At 41.8% G+C, this 18,043-nt stretch carries 13 protein-coding genes; 2 read left to right on the forward strand and 11 right to left on the reverse strand.

The annotated features are described in order from the left end of the window. The first annotated feature begins 166 nt into the window (after positions 1–166). A complete protein-coding gene (locus tag FXW34_RS15965; RefSeq protein WP_147535007.1) occupies positions 167–691 on the forward strand; it encodes a DUF2529 family protein in 525 nt (174 codons plus the stop codon). A 474-nt stretch (positions 692–1,165) separates the two neighbouring features. On the opposite strand, the gene FXW34_RS15970 is transcribed toward FXW34_RS15965, so the two are convergent. The 10 genes from FXW34_RS15970 to FXW34_RS16015 form a co-directional block, all read right to left on the reverse strand. Beyond that, positions 1,166–2,770 (reverse strand): CTP synthase, encoded by a 1,605-nt coding sequence (locus FXW34_RS15970; protein WP_147535008.1) that lies wholly within the window; start codon positions 2,768–2,770, stop codon positions 1,166–1,168. A gap of 623 nt (positions 2,771–3,393) precedes the next feature. Continuing rightward, positions 3,394–3,942 (reverse strand): DNA-directed RNA polymerase subunit delta, encoded by a 549-nt coding sequence (gene rpoE, locus FXW34_RS15975; RefSeq protein ID WP_147535009.1) that lies wholly within the window; start codon positions 3,940–3,942, stop codon positions 3,394–3,396. Positions 3,943–4,043: 101 nt separating this feature from the next. Beyond that, positions 4,044–4,250, reverse strand: coding sequence for a hypothetical protein (locus tag FXW34_RS15980; protein WP_246141113.1), 207 nt, complete (start codon positions 4,248–4,250; stop codon positions 4,044–4,046). Between the two features lie 399 nt (positions 4,251–4,649). Beyond that, on the reverse strand, positions 4,650–7,916 hold the full coding sequence (gene icmF, locus FXW34_RS15985; RefSeq protein WP_147535010.1) for a fused isobutyryl-CoA mutase/GTPase IcmF: 3,267 nt from the start codon (positions 7,914–7,916) through the stop codon (positions 4,650–4,652). Beyond that, positions 7,913–8,563 (reverse strand): TetR/AcrR family transcriptional regulator, encoded by a 651-nt coding sequence (locus FXW34_RS15990; RefSeq protein WP_147535011.1) that lies wholly within the window; start codon positions 8,561–8,563, stop codon positions 7,913–7,915. The genes icmF and FXW34_RS15990 overlap by 4 nt, the downstream gene beginning before the upstream one ends. A gap of 211 nt (positions 8,564–8,774) precedes the next feature. Further along, the gene (locus FXW34_RS15995) at positions 8,775–9,914 is read right to left on the reverse strand and encodes an acyl-CoA dehydrogenase (protein WP_147535012.1); all 1,140 of its coding nucleotides are present in this window, start codon (positions 9,912–9,914) and stop codon (positions 8,775–8,777) included. A gap of 231 nt (positions 9,915–10,145) precedes the next feature. Then, the gene (locus tag FXW34_RS16000; protein WP_147535013.1) at positions 10,146–11,282 is read right to left on the reverse strand and encodes an acyl-CoA dehydrogenase; all 1,137 of its coding nucleotides are present in this window, start codon (positions 11,280–11,282) and stop codon (positions 10,146–10,148) included. Positions 11,283–11,316: 34 nt separating this feature from the next. Continuing rightward, positions 11,317–12,168, reverse strand: coding sequence for a 3-hydroxybutyryl-CoA dehydrogenase (locus FXW34_RS16005; protein ID WP_147535014.1), 852 nt, complete (start codon positions 12,166–12,168; stop codon positions 11,317–11,319). Between the two features lie 347 nt (positions 12,169–12,515). Further along, positions 12,516–13,703, reverse strand: coding sequence for an acetyl-CoA C-acetyltransferase (locus tag FXW34_RS16010; protein WP_147535015.1), 1,188 nt, complete (start codon positions 13,701–13,703; stop codon positions 12,516–12,518). 400 nt (positions 13,704–14,103) lie between these two features. Next, positions 14,104–16,215 carry a heterodisulfide reductase-related iron-sulfur binding cluster gene (locus FXW34_RS16015; protein WP_147535016.1) on the reverse strand — a complete coding sequence of 704 codons (2,112 nt, stop codon included), beginning with the start codon at positions 16,213–16,215 and terminating at the stop codon, positions 14,104–14,106. 216 nt (positions 16,216–16,431) lie between these two features. Between FXW34_RS16015 and FXW34_RS16020 the strand changes: the two genes are divergently transcribed. Further along, positions 16,432–17,739, forward strand: a complete 1,308-nt coding sequence (locus FXW34_RS16020) for a phospholipase D-like domain-containing protein (protein WP_147535017.1) — start codon at positions 16,432–16,434, stop codon at positions 17,737–17,739. A gap of 86 nt (positions 17,740–17,825) precedes the next feature. On the opposite strand, the gene FXW34_RS16025 is transcribed toward FXW34_RS16020, so the two are convergent. Next, the gene (locus FXW34_RS16025) at positions 17,826–18,005 is read right to left on the reverse strand and encodes a XapX domain-containing protein (protein ID WP_147535018.1); all 180 of its coding nucleotides are present in this window, start codon (positions 18,003–18,005) and stop codon (positions 17,826–17,828) included. Positions 18,006–18,043 lie beyond the last annotated feature (38 nt).

The raw sequence follows: 18,043 nt of genomic DNA on the forward strand, positions 1-18,043 counted from the left end.
TATTTCTTACCCAATTGTTATATTTCGATTATGATTGGATAATTTCCTTCCTAATCCCTTTTTCAATATTGTTTTTCTTGTAAATTTGTTTCGACAGATTTTTTGCCTTTTTGTCGATTACTAATATAATTTGATATAGAAATTCACATTTGGAGGCGGCTTTTTCATGTTAAAAATGTTTTCAACTCAATTATCTGGATTATTTAAAAAAATTCAAGAGGTAAATGAATTCTCGTTTGAAGATGGGGCCCGCTTGTTAGCTCAGGCTGTTGTTGGTGACGGGCATGTTTATATTTATGGTAATGGCGAGATGGCGGCGATGGCGGCGGAGGCGACTGAAGGTGCGGAGCCGCTCAAGTTTATCCGAAATTGGCGCGGAATTGAGGAAGTAACTAGCGCGGACCGAGTTGTTTTGTTTACACGGTATTCAAATGATGATGCTGCTCTCACAGTTGGACAGGAATTATCTGAGCGCGGGATTCCGTTTGTGGTGGTTTGTACGGTTCTGGACGACGATTCCATTGGAAGTATTACCAGTTCGGCAGATGCGGTGATCGACTTGAAGCTTGAGCGTGGCTTAATCCCAGATGAAACAGGCAATCGGGTCGGGTATCCAGGCGCAATGGCTGGTTTATTTGCTTATTATGGCCTGCGCTTCACGTTAGAGGAAATTTTAGCGGACTATGAGTAGGCTGAATTGTGCTATCTTTGGATTAAGATTCTTGAGTTAAGCAAAATTGATCAATTATAAGCGTTTTTCCTTAAAAATTTATCTATTTTTTTAAATATTAAAAATTACAATGTAAAAATAAGCTGAAAACCAACAAAACAAACCGAAAATAAGCAAATTGAAAGAAATTCGAATGAATTCTACTTTTAATTTAGAGGCAAAAAAATTATATGCTCGACTTTCGGGAATATATGCTCGGCTTTTCAAATTTTATGCTCGACTTTTCGGAATTTATGCTCGGCTTTCCGATTTTTATGCTCGACTTAAAAATTTCTATGCTCAGCTTTATCAATTTTTGCCCATAAAACAGCATATACGCTCAACTACGGAAGGAAATGCTCGATAAAATCAAGTTATGCTCGAACTCTTCAAATACTAACCATCTACAATAATAAAACCTCGCCGCTTTCACAAAACGGCGAGGTTTTTTTATATTTATTTTTCCCCGTATTGAAGGGATGCTTTGATAAAGTCACGGAATAATGGCTGCGGACGAGTTGGTCTTGATTTGAACTCTGGGTGGAACTGAGATGCCACAAACCATGGATGATCATTAAGTTCAATTACTTCAACTAGGCGGCCGTCTGGGCTTGTACCAGAGAAGACGAAGCCAGCTGCTTCCATATCTTGACGGAAGTGATTGTTGAATTCATAACGGTGACGGTGGCGTTCGTATACAACCTCGTCTCCGTATGCTTCGTAAGCTTTAGAACCTGCAGTTAGCTTACATGGATATAAGCCAAGGCGCAATGTTCCGCCCATATCCTCGATATCCTTTTGCTCAGGCAATAGGTCGATGATTGGGTATGGTGTTTCAGGATTTAACTCAGATGAATGTGCATCTTTTAAGCCAAGTACATTGCGTGCGTACTCGATTGATGCTAATTGCATTCCTAAGCAAATTCCAAGGAACGGTTTTTTCTGCTCACGTGCATATTGAGTTGCAAGGATTTTCCCTTCAACACCACGATCGCCGAAGCCGCCTGGAACAAGAATTCCGTCTGCGTCTTTAAGCAACTCGCTAACATTTTCTTCGGTAACGTGTTCTGCGTTAATCCAATCGATATCAATATCCGCATCAAAAGCATAACCTGCATGTTTCATTGCTTCAACAACGGAAATGTAAGCATCTTGAAGCTCTACATATTTTCCGACTAAAGCAATTTTAGTTTTACGAGATAAATTGGTTACTTTTTCTACAAGTGCCTTCCACTCTGTCATTTCCGCTTCTGGAACAGCAAGCTTTAAGTGGTCGCAAACGATTTGATCAAGATTTTGTTCTTGTAACGCCAATGGGATGGAGTAAAGTGTATCCGCATCTTCACACTCGATTACTGCATTCTTATCGATATCGCAGAATAGGGCAATTTTATCCTTCATATCTTGAGAAATTGGCATTTCCGTACGTACGACGATGACGTTTGGCTGAATACCTAGGCTACGAAGCTCTTTAACACTGTGCTGTGTTGGCTTAGTTTTCATTTCGCCAGCTGCTTTAATGTAAGGAACTAACGTACAGTGAATGTACATTACATTGTGCGTGCCAATGTCGCTCTTGATTTGACGAATCGCTTCAAGGAATGGTAGTGATTCAATATCACCAACAGTTCCGCCGATTTCGGTAATGACAACATCTGCGTTCGTTTCATGACCGGCACGGAAAACGCGCTCTTTTAATTCGTTGGTAATATGTGGAATTACTTGTACTGTTCCACCAAGATAATCTCCACGACGTTCTTTTTTCAATACAGATGAGTAAACTTTCCCTGTAGTTACGTTGCTAAACTTGTTTAGGTTAATATCAATAAAACGCTCATAATGTCCTAAATCAAGGTCTGTTTCCGCGCCATCATCTGTTACGAATACTTCACCATGTTGATATGGACTCATAGTTCCTGGATCCACGTTAATGTATGGGTCAAATTTTTGAATCGTTACACTCAATCCTCGGTTTTTTAATAAACGGCCCAGTGACGCTGCGGTAATCCCTTTTCCTAACGATGACACAACACCGCCCGTAACAAAAATATACTTTGTCATAAAGTTTCCTCCTCATAGGTTAAGTTTGTACAATTTTTTAGCCTTTATTTAAAGACTTGCATCGCAATTTTAGTTGTGGGGTGAAGATCCTCTCTATTTCAAAAATCAAAAAGAATGAAAGGATATGTATGATTTTTCTTTTATAAAAAAATAAAAAACGCTCCGCCTACCATAATGGTAAGGGAGCGTTGTAAGAATCAAACTAACGTCGTCCTTTTTTAAGGAGCCCAAAAAGTATTCTACAAGCGCCTGTCGAAAAAGTCAAGATAATATCGAAAAGTGGAGGGCGCCTGGGTATCGGCGACAGGCACAAGACGAGCCGGCTAGAAGGTTGCCTTTCGCCTTCTGGACGGATTGGCTTGTGCCCCCGAGCCGATGGCGCCCGGAACTAGACAATCGAAAAGTGGAGGCGGCTTGCTCAGGGGCGAGTTTCACTATTGGAATCTTATGTTTAATCGCCGTTTTTCCAGTTTAATCGCCGAAATTTAGATTTAATCGCCGTTTTTTCAGTTTAATCGCTGAAATTTAGATTTAATCGCCGTTTTTACGATTTAATCGCCAAAATGCATTTCAAGCAGCACGCAAAAAAGCGCTGGACCATGCCCAGCGCTTTACAAAACATATTATAAATTTTCGTCCTCGTCGTCGAGGTCTTCGTCATCGTCCAAATCATCATCTTCGTCTAGTTCAATTTCTTCGATATCATCGTCGTCATCATCGATATCTAGGTCATCGTCATCATCAATTTCTAAATCCTCGTCAAGGATATCGTCATCATCATCCAGTTCATCGATATCATCGAAGCCAAGATCCTCGTCTTCTTCAACTTCATCGAAATCATCGAAGTCGTCCTCAACCACTTTCTTCGCCTTTTTCTTCTTCGTTTTCACTGGTGTAATGATTTCTTCTTCGACTTGGTCAACTGGGTACCAAACGCGAAGACCCCAGCGATTTTCACCTAAACACAAAAAGCGTCCATCTATATTTAAATCTGTATAAAATTGTGCAATTTTGCTCTTTACTTGCTCGTCATTGAGGTTTAAAACACTTTTAATTTCATCCATAATTTCTTGAAACGTAACCGCTTGCTTTCTTTCAGCTAATAATTCGTAAGCAACCTCAATAAAAGACATCTCTTGTAATTGCTCTTTTGAATACTGTTGAAGACCCAAGTTCAGCACTTCCTTTCACTATTAAAACCCCTAACGGGAATATCCTCCAAAATACATATTCTTCATTATAAACAAATTCCTACCGTTTATGCTAGTTCTATCTATCGTTCCTTCACTTTTTTCTCATACTTAAGAGAATCATCGGTGCTCCCCTGACTACCTTTTGATTTTCGCAGCTGCCGATAGGCAATATAAAAGAGAAAAAGAGAGATAGCGAAGAACGGGATTGCGCCTAGCTGTTTTGAATAAAGATAATAAGTTCCTATTGCTACTACTATAGCCAAAATCACATACATGACTTGTTTCAAGCGCACCACATCCAAACAAAATATGTATAGGTCAAGCAATGCTTTAACTTCATAAATAAGAAAAAAGCCACGCCCTTAATTTTGATTATATTAGAAAAAATCAAATAAAAATAGGTCTGAACGTGTCAGACCTATTTCTTTTATGAGAAAAATATGTCTAGCTGCAGGCACCATCGGCTCGAGGTCATAAGTCAATCAGTCCAAAAGGTAAAAACCAACCTTTCGGCCTGCTCGCCTTATGCTTGTCGCCGATAAGCGGGCGCCTTCCGCTTTTCGTTCTGTCTAGCTGCGGGGGCTAGGAGCTCGAGGTCATAAGCCAAATCACTCCAGAGACTAACGTCTCTTGCGTGATTCGTCTTATGCCTGTCGCTCCTGAGCAAGCCCCTTCCGCTTTTCGTTCTACATATTTCGACGATATTGGCCGCCGACTTTGTATAGGGCTTGCGTGATTTGACCAAGACTTGCCACTTTAACTGTTTCCATTAGCTCTTCGAAGACGTTTCCTCCTTCAATAGCCACTTGTTGTAAGCGAGCTAGTGCAGCATCTAACTGATCCTGATGCTTAGCTTGGAATGCTCTTAAGTTTGTGATTTGTAGTTCTTTTTCTTCATTGGATGCACGAGCAACTTCCATGTTGTTGATGTCATCTTGTGAAGCTGGGTTCGGATTTAGGTAAGTGTTAACACCGATAATTGGAAGCTCACCTGTATGCTTCTTCATTTCATAAAGCATTGATTCGTCTTGGATTTTTCCACGTTGGTATTGAGTTTCCATTGAACCAAGTACCCCGCCGCGGTCATCCATGCGCTCAAACTCTTTCAGAACTGCTTCTTCCACTAGGTCAGTTAACTCTTCAACAATGAATGAGCCCTGAAGTGGATTTTCATTTTTCGATAAACCTTGCTCCTTCGTAATAATCATTTGAATCGCCATTGCGCGACGCACTGATTCTTCAGTTGGAGTTGTAATAGCTTCATCGTAAGCGTTTGTATGAAGTGAATTACAGTTATCCTGTAAAGCCATTAACGCTTGAAGCGTCGTACGAATATCGTTAAAGTCAATCTCTTGAGCATGTAATGAACGTCCAGAAGTTTGAACATGGTACTTCAGCTTCTGGCTGCGGTCATTTGCACCGTATTTATCGCGCATTGTCGTCGACCAAATACGACGAGCCACACGGCCGATAACAGTATACTCAGGATCAAGACCATTTGAGAAAAAGTAAGATAGATTTGGTGCAAAGTCATCGATGTTCATACCACGGCTTAAATAGTACTCAACGAAAGTGAATCCATTTGCAAGCGTGAAAGCAAGCTGTGAAATTGGGTTCGCGCCCGCTTCAGCAATGTGGTAGCCTGAAATCGATACTGAATAGTAATTACGTACTTGATGGTCGATAAAGTATTGTTGAATATCGCCCATCATGCGCAGTGCAAATTCTGTTGAGAAGATACAAGTGTTTTGTCCTTGGTCTTCTTTTAAGATATCCGCCTGTACTGTACCACGAACAGTTTGCAATGTTTGCTCTTTAACTTCTGCTAATTCAGCCTCAGTAAGCGCACGACCTAGCTCAGCCTCTTTACGCTCAACCTGTTGAGCAATTGCTGTGTTCATGAACATTGCTAAGATGATTGGTGCTGGACCATTGATTGTCATCGATACAGATGTTGCAGGGTGGCATAAGTCAAAGCCTGCATATAGCTTCTTCATGTCATCTAATGTACAAACGTTTACGCCACTCTCACCGATTTTACCGAAAATGTCCGGACGGTGATCTGGGTCTTCGCCGTAAAGTGTTACAGAGTCGAATGCCGTACTTAAACGTTTCGCAGTATCATCCTTTGATAAATAGTGGAAACGACGGTTTGTACGCTCTGGAGTTCCTTCACCAGCGAATTGACGCTTCGGATCTTCACCTTCACGCTTGAACGGGAATACCCCTGCAGTATAAGGGAATTCACCTGGAACGTTTTCACGGTATACCCAGCTTAAGATTTCGCCGTATTCTTTATATCTTGGTAATGCCACTTTCGGAATGTCTGTGCCAGAAAGTGATTTTGTTTTTAAAATCGTTACGATTTCCTTATCACGAATCTTCGTTACAAACTTATCAGCTGCATACTTTGCTTTCTTTGCTTCCCAAGTATCTAAGATTTGTTTTGATTCACGAGTTAACTTCGTTTCTGTATCAGCCTTAAGGGCTTCTAATGATGCAAGCACTTCTGGATTAGCTTCTTTTTCTTTAACTGCTTCAATAGCGCCTTCCAATTGGAACAAGCGGCGAGCAACTGCGACTTGATCCATCGCTTTTTTGTGATAGCCACGAACAGTATCTGTGATTTCACGCAAGTAGTAGCGACGATCATTAGGGATAATAATGTTTTGCTTTTCTACCTTAGCTTCTTTAGAGAAAGTTGTTGTCCAATCAGTGCCTGCTTTTTCATTAATTGTTTCAATTAATGCTGCAAACAGTGCGTTTGTACCTTTATCATTGAATTGGCTCGCAATAGTTCCAAAAACTGGCATTTCCGAATAATCACGGTCAAACAATTCACGACTGCGTTGATATTGCTTTTGAACTTGACGAAGCGCATCCTCAGAGCCTTTACGCTCAAATTTGTTGATTACAACTAGGTCAGCGTAGTCAATCATATCGATTTTTTCAAGCTGTGATGGTGCACCGAATTCGCTTGTCATAACGTAAAGTGCTACGTCACAAATTTCAGCGATTTCTGCATCACCTTGACCGATACCACTTGTTTCAACAACAACAAGATCAAATCCAGCTGCTTTTACAACCGAAATAGCATCTTTAATTGCTAATGAAAGCTCACTTTTTGAATGACGAGTTGCTAAGCTTCTCATGTAAACGCGTGAATCGAAAATCGCATTCATGCGAATCCGGTCACCAAGTAGCGCGCCACCCGTTTTTTGTTTAGTCGGGTCAACGGATAAAATCGCAACACGCTTCTCAGGAATCTCATTCAAGAAACGACGGATCAATTCATCCGTTAATGAGCTTTTACCTGCTCCACCAGTTCCTGTGATTCCGACAACAGGTACTGTTTTTTGAAGCGTTTTGATTTCTTCTAAAACAGACTCAGCAGCTGCTGCAGCTTCTGTTCCTGCTTCTACATGCTGTTCAGCAAGAGTGATTAATTTTGCAATGGAGTTTGTATCGCCAGTTGGGAGTTGTTTGATTGCTTCTGCAGTATTTTGATCAACAGTTGAAAAATCACTCTTTTCAAGCATATCATTGATCATACCTTGTAAACCTAGGTTACGGCCATCATCTGGAGAATAGATTGCGGCGATACCATATTCTTGAAGTTCATCGATTTCTTTTGGCAGGATAACACCACCGCCACCGCCAAAAATACGGATATGTGAAGCGCCTTTTTCTTTTAAAAGGTCATACATGTATTTAAAATATTCAACGTGTCCACCTTGATAGGAAGAAATGGCAATCCCCTGGGCATCCTCTTGAATCGCTGCATTTACTACCTCTTCAACTGAACGGTTATGTCCAAGGTGAATAACTTCTGCACCACTGCCTTGAAGAATTCGACGCATGATGTTAATGGAAGCATCATGACCATCAAACAAACTGGATGCGGTTACAAATCTAATATGGTGTTTTGGCTTATAAGTTAAAGTTGCACTCATTTTTTCCCCTCCGGTTCTTTAGTGATATATCCTTTTAATCCTTCAAAAATCCAATCTGTTTGCATTTTAATATAATCCTCAAGATTATATTGTTTTTGGATCGACCAGCGCCGAAATCCCCACATCTGGCCTTGGACCACAATGTTATGGGCTAACAGATTTACCTCTTGTGGTGTCATGTTCAGTTCCCCATTTTCAACAACTAGCCCAATGACATCCTCAAGCATCGAGACCATCCCGATTTCTTTCTTTAATACATAGGGCAAGGCATCCTTTGAAAGCGATTTGGCTTCCTGGTACATGACCAGTACTTCTTCTTGCACGCCATCCATAATCCGGAAGAAATTTTCGATACCATGTCGCAGGCTTTCAAGAGTGCCTTGGTGTGATGCCAAGTCCCTTTGCAATTTATCTTGAACTTCATCGTAAATATTGTCACAGACAAGGTACAAAATATCTTCCTTTGACCTGATATATTCATATAGGGTGCCTATGCTAAATCCGGCTTCCCTGGCAATTTCTCTTGTCGTGGTTCGGTGGAAACCTTTTTCTTTAAAAAGAGCAACAGCGCTTTTTATCATTTGGTTCCGCCTTATTTTAACAAGACGTTCATCCTTCACAGATGCATGCACTTCACGCTTTTTCACGATTCCACCGCCTATTCACCGTCCTATGCAGTTTTGAGTTGGGGGCTGTGAGTTAGTTTCTATGTGTGTGACCCCATTTAAGATGTTAGACGCACTCCATGAAACACTTTCTCGAGTTTTGAACTCGGTTTTGTTTCATAGAGGTCCTCTACGGAACACTTCTTGAGCTTTTATCCCAATCTTTGTCCCATAGAGGAGGTTTATATTGTTATTACTTCGTTACCATACGAGAAATTACTAGACGTTGAATTTCTTGAGTTCCTTCGTAGATTTGAGTGATTTTTGCATCACGCATGAAACGCTCTACTGGGTAATCTTTTGTATAGCCGTAGCCACCAAAGATTTGAACTGCGTCAGTTGTAACTTTCATTGCAGTGTCACCTGCGAATAGTTTAGACATTGCAGATTCTTTACCATATGGAAGACCTTTAGATTCCAACCATGCAGCTTGGTAAGTTAATAGTCTTGAAGCTTCAACGCTAGTTGCCATGTCAGCTAATTTGAAGCCAACACCTTGTTGCAATGCGATAGGCTTACCGAATTGAACGCGCTCTTTCGCGTAATCGATTGCTGCATCTAAAGCACCTTGAGCAATACCTACAGCTTGAGCTGCGATACCGTTACGGCCGCCATCAAGAGTCATCATTGCGATTTTGAAGCCTTCACCTTCTTGACCAAGTAGGTTTTCTGCTGGCACGCGGCACTCTTCGAAAATGATTTCAGTTGTAGGTGATGAACGAATGCCTAATTTCTTTTCCTTCTTACCTACTGAGAAGCCTTCGAATCCAGCTTCAACGATGAATGCGCTTGTGCCTTTTGTTTTGTTTTCTGGATCTGTTAATGCGAATACAACATAGATATCAGCTACTCCACCGTTTGTGATGAAGATTTTTGAACCGTTTAATACGTAGTGATCGCCTTCACGACGAGCAGTAGTTCTCATACCGCCTGCATCAGAACCGCTGCCTGGCTCAGTTAAGCCGTAACCACCGATACTTTTACCTTCTGCCATTGGGCGTAGGTATTTTTGTTTTTGTTCTTCGTTACCGAATTTGAAGATTGGCCATCCAGCTAATGAAGTGTGAGCTGAAAGTGTAACCCCAGTTGAAGCACATACGCGAGATAGTTCTTCAACAGCGATACAATATGCAAGGTAGTCACTACCGATTCCGCCATATTGTTCTGGCCAAGGAATACCAGTTAAGCCTAGTTCAGCCATTTTGTCGAAAATTTCACGATCAAAGCGCTCGTTTTCATCGCGTTCTGCAGCACTTGGAGCTACCTCGTTGCGAGCAAAGTCGCGTACCATTTTACGAATCATTTCATGTTCTTCAGTTAATTGGAAGTTCATTGTATTACATCCCCTTTGGATTAATTGATTAATGTATGTTGAATGTGAACTATGTAGCTTAGTTAGATTGCTGCTACCAGTTGATTTCCGTTCCAGGCACTTCGCTTTCCGCGGGCGGTGCGGGGAGCCTCCTCGGCGCTTTGCGCCTGTGGGGTCTCCCCATGCCCTTTGCTCCCGCAGGAGTCTTCATGCCTTCCACTTCAATCAACATAATTTAAACAACACAGCAGTTTACTTAATTAAATGTTTGCTAATTACGAGGCGTTGGATTTCGCTTGTGCCTTCGTAAATTTCAGTGATTTTTGCATCACGGAAGTAGCGTTCTACTGGATAGTCTTCTGTGTAGCCGTAGCCACCGAATACTTGGATTGCATCAGTAGTAACTTCGACTGCAGTTCTTGAAGCGAATAGCTTTGCCATTGAAGCTTCAATGCCACAAGGCAGACCTTTCGCACGCAAGTCAGCAGCACGATAGACTAATAGTCTTGCAGCTTCAACGCTTGTCGCCATATCAGCTAGCTTAAAGCCTAAGCCTTGTTGGGCAGCGATTGGCTTACCAAATTGGTAGCGAGTTTTTGCATATTCGGTTGCCGCTTCTAGGGCAGCTTCTGCGATACCAAGCGCTTGAGAGGCAATACCAATACGGCCGACATCTAGGTTGGACATGGCAATTTTAAAGCCTTCGCCCTCCTTGCCGAGCAGATTACTAGCTGGTACTCTCATATTTTCGAACGTTAGCTGGAGCGTTCTAGAACCGTGAAGGCCCATTTTATGCTCATCTTTGCCAACGATAAAGCCTGGTGTATTTTTCTCAACAATAAAGGCTGAGATGCCTTTAGTGCCTAAGGTCGGGTCGGTTACCGCAAATGTGATATACACGTCGGCTTCCCCGCCATTTGTAATGAAAATCTTCGATCCGTTCAGGACGTAATCATCGCCGTCCTTGACCGCGCGCGTTTTAATACCGCTCGCATCGGATCCAGCTTGTGGCTCAGTTAAGCAAAAGGCGCCTAAATATTCGCCCGAAGCCAACTTCGGTACAAATTTTTGCTTTTGCTCTTCATTGCCAAAATAAACTATAGGATTTGTGCCAACAGATGTATGAACTGAAAGGATAACACCGATTGTGGCACTTACCTTTGATAACTCATTGATGGCAATAATATAGGAAATAAAATCCATTTCCGCGCCGCCTAGCTCTTCTGGAATTGGTATTCCCATTAAGCCAAGCTCGCCCATTTTATTTAATATTTCGCGTGGAAAGTGACCTTGTTCCATTTTTTCAATAAAAGGAGTGATTTCTGTTTTAGCAAAATCGCGAACCATGTTGCGCATCATCTCTTGTTCGTCGGTGAACTTGAGGTTCATTGCGATTCCCTCCTGATTGAGTGTTTGAACCGCCTTACTCATAGACGTAGAAACCACGGCCAGATTTTTTACCATACCAGCCTGCCTTTACATATTTGCGTAATAATGGACATGGGCGATATTTGTCGTCACCAAAGCCTTCGTGTAATGTTTCCATGATGTATAGGCAAGTATCTAAGCCGATAAAATCAGCAAGTGTAAGCGGTCCCATTGGATGGTTCATACCAAGCTTCATAACATCGTCGATTGCTTCAACTGATGCAACACCTTCGTGTAAAGCATAGATTGCTTCGTTGATCATTGGTAAAAGGATACGGTTTGAGATGAAACCAGGTGCGTCGTTTACTTCAACAGGAACTTTTTCCAAAGTTTTAGTCATATCTTCGATTGTTTGGTAAACTTCGTCAGCTGTTGCTAAACCGCGAATGATTTCAACAAGCTTCATAACAGGAACCGGATTCATAAAGTGCATACCGATTACTTTTTCAGGACGCTTTGTTGCTGCAGCGATTTCTGTGATTGGTAGTGATGAAGTGTTGCTCGCTAAGATTGCGTGAGCTGGTGCGATTTCATCAAGTTGTGCGAAAATTTTTGATTTGATTTCCATGTTTTCTACTGCTGCTTCGATAACTAGGTCAACTTGTGAAGCGTCTTGTAGATCAGTAGAAGCTGTGATGTTTGCAAGGATTGAATCACGAGTGTCAGCAGTGATACGTCCTTTTTCTACGTTGCGGGATAGGTTTTTGTTAATTCCGCCAAGACCTCTTTCTACGAATTCTGGTTTAAGGTCATTTAGGAAAACTTTGTAGCCTGCTTGGGCACATACTTGAGCAATTCCTGAGCCCATTTGGCCTGCTCCGATTACCATAACTGTTTGAACGTTCATTTGTATCCTCCTTAATTCGATATGCGCTTAGGCGCGTATTGTGATTGTTATTTTTAAAAAAAATATTGTTTGAGCATGGTTGATTTCCGTTCCGGGCGCTTCGCTTTCCGTGGGGCTAGTCGGGAGCCTTGTCTAGCTGCAGCGGCTAGCCCCTCGAGACACTTCGGTCAATCAGATGAAGTCAAAATGCGGACTTCATCCGTTTGCCCTCCAGCGCTTGTCGGGGCTGAGCGAGCCGCTTCCGCTTTTCACCCTCGGCGCATTCGCGCCTGTGGGGTCTCACCTGTCCCGCTGCTCCCGCAGGAGTCTCACACCTTCCGCTCCAATCAACCTAAGCAAATATTGTCTTATTGTTTAGGAACTTCTATTAATACTGCATCGCCTTGGCCGCCGCCGCTACAAATAGAGGCGATTCCTAGGCCGCCGCCACGACGTTTTAGTTCGTGAACAAGGGTTAAGATGATTCTGGCACCGCTTGCACCAATTGGATGTCCTAAAGCAACAGCACTTCCGTTAACATTGACCTTTTCTGGGTCAAGCTTAGCGATTTTGTTACTTGCTAAGCATACTGCTGCGAAAGCTTCATTAATTTCGATTAGGTCAATTTCTTCGATACTCTTACCTGTTTTCTCGAGTAGCTCATTGATTGCGATCCCTGGGCTAATTGGAAACTCTTGTGGCTCTAGGGCTAGTGCGACATGACCAAGGATGTAAGCTTCTGGAGCGATTCCTTCTTGGTTAGCACGTTCTTCACTCATTAATACGATGGCACATGCACCGTCATTTACGCCTGGTGCGTTACCTGCTGTGATTGTACCTGTGTTATTAAAGGCTGGACCTAGCTTCGCTAATTTTTCTAATGAAGTATCACGGCGAGGACATTCATCATGTTCAACTAGAACTGGCTCACCTTTCTTCTGAGGAACTTCAACTGTAACAATTTCCTCTGCAAATCGGCCTGAATCAATTGCTTCAAGTGCTCGCACATGGCTGCGGTATGCCCAAGCATCTTGCTCTTCACGACTTAGGTCGTAATCGATTGCCGTACCGTTTCCGTATGAGCCCATATGTACACCAGTAAAGCTACAAGTTAAGCCGTCGTGTACCATTAAATCCTTGACTTGGCTGTCGTTCATTCTGAGACCCCAGCGTGCGTTAGGCATAAAATATGGCGCATTACTCATTGATTCCATTCCGCCAGCAACGATTACTTCAGCATCACCAAGGCGGATAATTTGATCAGCCAAAGTGACAGCGCGCATTCCTGAAGCACAAACCTTGTTGATTGTTTCTGTCTGAACGTTCCAAGGTAGACCAGCTAATTTTGCTGCTTGGCGCGAAGGAATTTGTCCCTGGCCCCCTTGAAGAACTGTTCCTAGGATCAATTCATCGACTTTCTCAGGGCTTACACCGGCATCCTCTAACGCAGCTTTTACGGCAATTCCGCCAAGCTCTACTGCTTTAAGCCCGCTTAAGCCTCCGCCGAATTTACCAAAAGGCGTTCTTTTTCCTCCAACGATAACTGTTCTTGTCATATTCCCACTCACTCCTTATTTCTCAAATTTATCTATTTCTCTTGCACGAATATTACGTTAATCCGTTAAAGCGACTGAACGCTCGCTCGGCTACTTTACAAAAAAAATATTTGATTCTAGTTGTTTCAGTCTGCGTTGTAAACCTAGTTCAATGTGAAAGGAGCAACTCTTCTTGAGATCCACTTACCATTATCTTATTTCGGGAACAAGCCAAATTATATCACTTTACTGAAATTTCTAAATATTAAGTGTTCGACAATATTTTACAGTTTCGGTTGTAAACAAAGGAAGGCAGTTTTATCAAATCATGATATTATAGGCCTTCCTTTTGTTTAGTTCCTACAAATCTTGTTATACTTTCAAACATTCTGTCGAAAACTTGTTTCGTCAAAAAAGTGGTTTAATGGACAAGTTCTTTCTCGTCGCCGCATACTGCTTTTTCAAGTAGTTCAGCAACATCGTAAGTTTTCACAGTTTCTTCCACTTCTTTTGCCTTCGTTCCGTCTGTGATCATCGTTAAGCAATAAGGGCATCCAGCACTGATGACAGAAGGATTCACAGCTAATGCTTGCTCCGTTCTAGCCACATTGATACGGTGACCAGTTTCCTCTTCCATCCACATTAAGCCGCCGCCTGCGCCACAGCACATACCGGTTTCACGGTTACGCTCCATTTCGACAAGTGTCACGCCTGGGATAGCTTTCAGAATTTCACGTGGCGGATCGTACACTTCGTTGTATCGGCCTAAATAACATGAATCATGGAAGGTAATCTTCTCGTTGACTTCAAATTTAGGCACCAATCTGCCTTCTTTAACAAGTTCAGCAAGAACTTCAGTGTGATGGTACACTTCTGCTTCTAGGCCAAAGTCAGGATACTCATTTTTGAAAATATTAAAGGCATGTGGGTCAATCGTAACAATTTTCTTCACATCATTCTTTTGGAATTCATCGATATTAGCTTGAGCCAATTCTTGGAATAAGAACTCGTTTCCTAGACGACGTGGTGTATCGCCAGAGTTCTTTTCCTTGCTTCCTAAGATGGCAAATTTAACGCCAGCTTCATTTAATAGCTTCGCGAAAGATAGAGCGATTTTTTGGCTGCGGTTATCGTAAGAGCCCATTGCGCCAACCCAGAATAAGTATTCGAACTCTTCGCCAGCTTTTTTCATTTCTTTAACCGTTTTAACTTCAACATCCTCGCGAACATCGCGCCAGTTTTCGCGCTCCTTACGGTTTAAGCCCCAAGGGTTTCCTTGGCGTTCGATATTCGTCATGGCGCGCTGAGCATCAGCGTCTAATTTACCTTCTGTCAGCGTTAAGTAACGACGAAGGTCAATGATTTTTTCAACATGCTCGTTCATAACTGGACATTGGTCTTCACAGTTACGACAGGTTGTACAAGCCCAGATTTCTTCTTCTGTAATAACCTCGCCAATTAAGCTTGGTGAATAAGCAAGTGATGCAGCTGCTTCTTCAGCACCTTGACCACCAGCAGCTAACGCTAATTGGTTCCCCTTTGTATTAGAGAAAGCGAATGTTGGTACCCACGGTTGTTTAGAGGTTACCGCAGCACCATGATTCGTTAAGTGATCACGCAATTTAAGCATTAAATCCATTGGCGACAACATTTTACCTGTGCCGGTAGCCGGACACATATTGGTACAGCGTCCACATTCAACGCAAGCATATAAGTCAACTAGTTGAAGCTGAGTAAAGTCTTCGATTTTTCCTACCCCGAAAGATTCCTGTGACTCATCTTCAAAGTTAATTGATTTCAATTTTCCCGGTTTATCGAGACGATTCAAATAAACATTGGCAGGTCCTGCAATTAAGTGCATATGTTTACCTTGTGGTACGTAAACAAGGAATGTTAGTAAAAATAGTAAATGAATCCACCATGAAATATAGAAAACAACAATCGCAGCTGTTTCACCGATTCCGGAGAAAACGCCTGCAATCGATGATGCAATTGGTTCTGACCAAGATGCCTCATGGCCATGCCAGATCATGCCCATTCCATTTCCAAGTAAAACAGATAACATTAATCCACCGATAAAAATTAATACAAGTCCATTTTTGAAACCGCGCTTAAGGCGTACAAGCTTTTCAATATAACGGCGATAAAAAGCCCAAACAACTGCTACTAAAATAACTAAAGTGACAATTTCCTGGAAAAAGTTAAAGGCAGGATACAAAGGTCCTAGTGGAAGGTGTGCACCTGGTACAATCCCCTTAATAATAAAATCAATGGCTCCTAGCTGGACAAGTAAGAATCCATAAAAGAACATGATATGCATGATTCCACTTTTCTTGTCCTTCATCAATTTCGTTTGTCCAAAAACGTTTACCCAAATTTTGTCGAGTCTTGCTTTCACATTGTTATCAAACTCTTCTTGTTTTCCGAGCTTGATGTAGGTGATTCTTGTTTTTACAACGTAAACAAACAAGCTCACCGCGTATGCTGTTACAGCCAAAAAGGCTATTAAGTTTACCCACAGCAGTCCGTTCATCAACAATTACTCCCCTTTCTGAAAATCTCCATTATCGCATTTTTCGACAGAATATTACATTATTTTTGAATATTCTGAATTTATTCTTAATTCTATTATATTGTGAATGAGCGTTCAGTCAACATTTATTTTTCAATTAAAAGGAAATATTTTTAAAAAAATCTTCATAGCTGAAATGTTTTCGGAAAAACTATGAGGAAATGAGTTGAGGAGAGAATGGATTTGAAATATGTCTTGATGGGGCTTGCACTTTTATTCGTTCTTTTCATTTTGCTTTATATTGATTATAAATTCGGCCGAAAAAGTCATTTAGCGAGTAGTGAACGGAAGGAATATCCAGTTCGCTCCTGCCAGCTTTATTTATTTAACGAAGGACCAGATTTGTTTAAGGATATGTTTCAAGAGATAAAAAATGCTAAAAATCATATTCATATTTTATTTTATATTGGGAGGAATGATGCCTTCAGCAAAGAGTTCTATTCACTTTTGGAGGTCAAAGCGCGCGAAGGTCTTGAGGTGCGCCTCCTCCTTGACTGGGTTGGAAGCTTTCGACTTTCCAAACAAATTATCGCCGAGCTGGAGGCAGCCAATGTGCACTTTGCCTTCAGTCATGTACCGAAGTTTCCATTTTTATTTTATAAGGCTAATGTCCGCAATCACCGCAAAATTGCCGTCATAGATGGAAAGCTTGGTTACCTCGGCGGCTTCAATGTCGGTAAGGAATATATCGATAAGGATCCCAAATTATCACCGTGGCGTGATTACCACATGAAATTATCCGGAGATATCGTTTGCGACCTGCAAACTCAGTTTTTGCTTGATTGGGGCAAGGCTACGAAAGCAACTGTACCGATGCTTTCCCGCTATTTCCCTCAGTCTGGCCAGGCTGTAATGTCGAAGCCCGCCTTCCAGGATGTCGAAATGTCGAAACTCTTTGAAGCGCCTGCTGAGAGTATGAACGAGCCTGAATTAGCTGATAAGAATGCCGTAACCAAGATTCAAGCAGTCGCCTCTGAGGGTGCAATGATGGAGGGGTTATTTTCCAATCGAATTCGAGCTGCACAAGAGTCGATTTTTATCGGGACACCTTATTTTATTCCCAGCAAACTGCTGCTTGACGACCTATTAGATGCCGCCCGGCGCGGTGTGAAAATTACCATTTTAGTACCTCATGCCGCCGACCACATGCTTGTGCAAGAAGCTTCTTATCGATTTTTACGTCCACTACTTGCTGCTGGCGTTGAGGTGTATCAGTTTATGAATGGATTTTATCATGCTAAAGCACTGGTTTTTGATGACTTGATTTGTGATATTGGCACGACAAATTTCGACCAACGCAGCTTGTTTTTAAACTATGAAATCAATTGCTTTATTACTGATAAACCTTCCATTGCAAAAATAAAGAATGTTATCGATTTGGATTTACGTGATTCGAAACAACTGCAGCTAGCAGATTTAACGAATGTAAGCATGATGACAAAGGTCAAGGAAGTTATCGCACGGCCGCTTGCACGGTTTATGTAGGCCTTTGCTTCAAACAAATCCAGTTTTCACAGCAAAAAACTCGCCTGATGATGCTGTCATAGGCGAGTTTTATTTTATTGATATATTTATTTTATTAAATTCGTAAGCCAAGGAGAGATTTTTGCAAAAAGCTGGAAGCCTAAGTAAATACCGACGATACCAATGACCCCCTCCAATGCAGGTGGCGCTGGAATCGGTAGCTTGAATAGGGCAAAAATAAAGCCAACAAGAAACCCAGTAAATAAAGATAATAAAACGATGTTCAAGGTAACCCTCCTTCAGTAGATGTCAGACGTCTGTTCAC

The organism is Bacillus marasmi, assembly GCF_902168435.1.
GTDB lineage: Bacteria > Bacillota > Bacilli > Bacillales > Cytobacillaceae > Bacillus_BU > Bacillus_BU marasmi.

Coding starts and splice junctions, on each gene's coding strand:
- FXW34_RS15965 (WP_147535007.1), top strand. CDS start 167: ATGTTAAAAATGTTTTCAACTCAATTATCTGGATTATTTAAAAAAATT.
- FXW34_RS15970 (WP_147535008.1), bottom strand. CDS start 2,770: ATGACAAAGTATATTTTTGTTACGGGCGGTGTTGTGTCATCGTTAGGA.
- icmF (WP_147535010.1), bottom strand. CDS start 7,916: ATGAGTGCAACTTTAACTTATAAGCCAAAACACCATATTAGATTTGTA.
- FXW34_RS15995 (WP_147535012.1), bottom strand. CDS start 9,914: ATGAACTTCCAATTAACTGAAGAACATGAAATGATTCGTAAAATGGTA.
- FXW34_RS16000 (WP_147535013.1), bottom strand. CDS start 11,282: ATGAACCTCAAGTTCACCGACGAACAAGAGATGATGCGCAACATGGTT.
- FXW34_RS16005 (WP_147535014.1), bottom strand. CDS start 12,168: ATGAACGTTCAAACAGTTATGGTAATCGGAGCAGGCCAAATGGGCTCA.
- FXW34_RS16010 (WP_147535015.1), bottom strand. CDS start 13,703: ATGACAAGAACAGTTATCGTTGGAGGAAAAAGAACGCCTTTTGGTAAA.
- FXW34_RS16015 (WP_147535016.1), bottom strand. CDS start 16,215: ATGAACGGACTGCTGTGGGTAAACTTAATAGCCTTTTTGGCTGTAACA.
- FXW34_RS16020 (WP_147535017.1), top strand. CDS start 16,432: ATGGATTTGAAATATGTCTTGATGGGGCTTGCACTTTTATTCGTTCTT.